This is a genomic window from Variovorax sp. M-6, assembly GCF_052114385.1.
Lineage (GTDB): Bacteria > Pseudomonadota > Gammaproteobacteria > Burkholderiales > Burkholderiaceae_C > Variovorax.
Map to the genome: position 1 here is coordinate 1 of NZ_JBFREQ010000098.1, position 1,200 is coordinate 1,200.

Here is a 1,200-nt window from a genome sequence, read left to right on the forward strand (position 1 = left end):
AGAAAATGGCAAAAGGAAAATTCACCCGCACGAAGCCGCACGTCAACGTGGGCACGATCGGTCACGTGGACCATGGCAAGACGACGCTGACGGCGGCGATCGCCACCGTGCTGTCGGCCAAGTTCGGCGGCGAAGCGAAGGCCTACGACCAGATCGACGCGGCTCCTGAAGAAAAGGCGCGCGGCATCACGATCAACACGGCGCACGTCGAGTACGAGACGGCCAACCGCCACTACGCGCACGTCGACTGCCCGGGYCACGCCGACTACGTGAAGAACATGATCACCGGCGCCGCCCAGATGGACGGCGCGATCCTGGTGTGCTCGGCCGCCGACGGCCCGATGCCCCAGACCCGCGAGCACATCCTGCTGGCGCGCCAGGTGGGCGTGGGCTACATCATCGTGTTCCTGAACAAGTGCGACATGGTGGACGACGCCGAGCTGCTCGAGCTGGTCGAAATGGAAGTCCGCGAGCTGCTGGACAAGTACGAATTCCCGGGCGACGACACCCCGATCATCCATGGCTCGGCCAAGCTCGCTCTCGAAGGCGACAAGGGTCCCCTGGGCGAACAAGCCATCATGAAGCTGGCCGAAGCGCTGGACACCTACATCCCGACGCCCGAGCGCGCCGTGGACGGTGCCTTCCTGATGCCGGTGGAAGACGTGTTCTCGATCTCGGGTCGCGGCACGGTGGTGACGGGCGCGGTGGAGCGYGGCGTGATCAAGGTYGGTGAAGAAATCGAAATCGTGGGYATCCGCCCGACGGTSAAGACCACCTGCACSGGCGTGGAAATGTTCCGCAAGCTGCTGGACCAGGGCCAGGCGGGCGACAACGTCGGCGTGCTGCTGCGCGGCACGAAGCGCGAAGAAGTCGAGCGCGGCCAAGTGCTGTGCAAGCCCGGCTCGATCAAGCCGCACACGCACTTCACGGCCGAGGTGTACGTTCTGTCGAAGGACGARGGCGGCCGTCACACGCCGTTCTTCAACAACTACCGTCCGCAGTTCTACTTCCGCACGACCGACGTCACCGGCGCGATCGAGCTGCCGAAGGACAAGGAAATGGTCATGCCCGGCGACAACGTGTCGATCACGGTCAAGCTGATCAACCCGATCGCGATGGAAGAAGGCCTGCGCTTCGCCATCCGTGAAGGCGGCCGCACCGTGGGCTCGGGCGTCGTGGCGAAGATCCTCGACATCTGAT

At 64.4% G+C, this 1,200-nt stretch carries 1 protein-coding gene; it reads left to right on the forward strand.

The window, feature by feature from the left end; translation table 11 throughout:
- The first annotated feature begins 5 nt into the window (after positions 1-5).
- Positions 6-1,199: an elongation factor Tu gene (gene tuf, locus AB4Z46_RS35290; RefSeq protein ID WP_442288205.1), complete on the forward strand. Its 1,194-nt coding sequence runs from the start codon at positions 6-8 to the stop codon at positions 1,197-1,199.
- Position 1,200 lies beyond the last annotated feature (1 nt).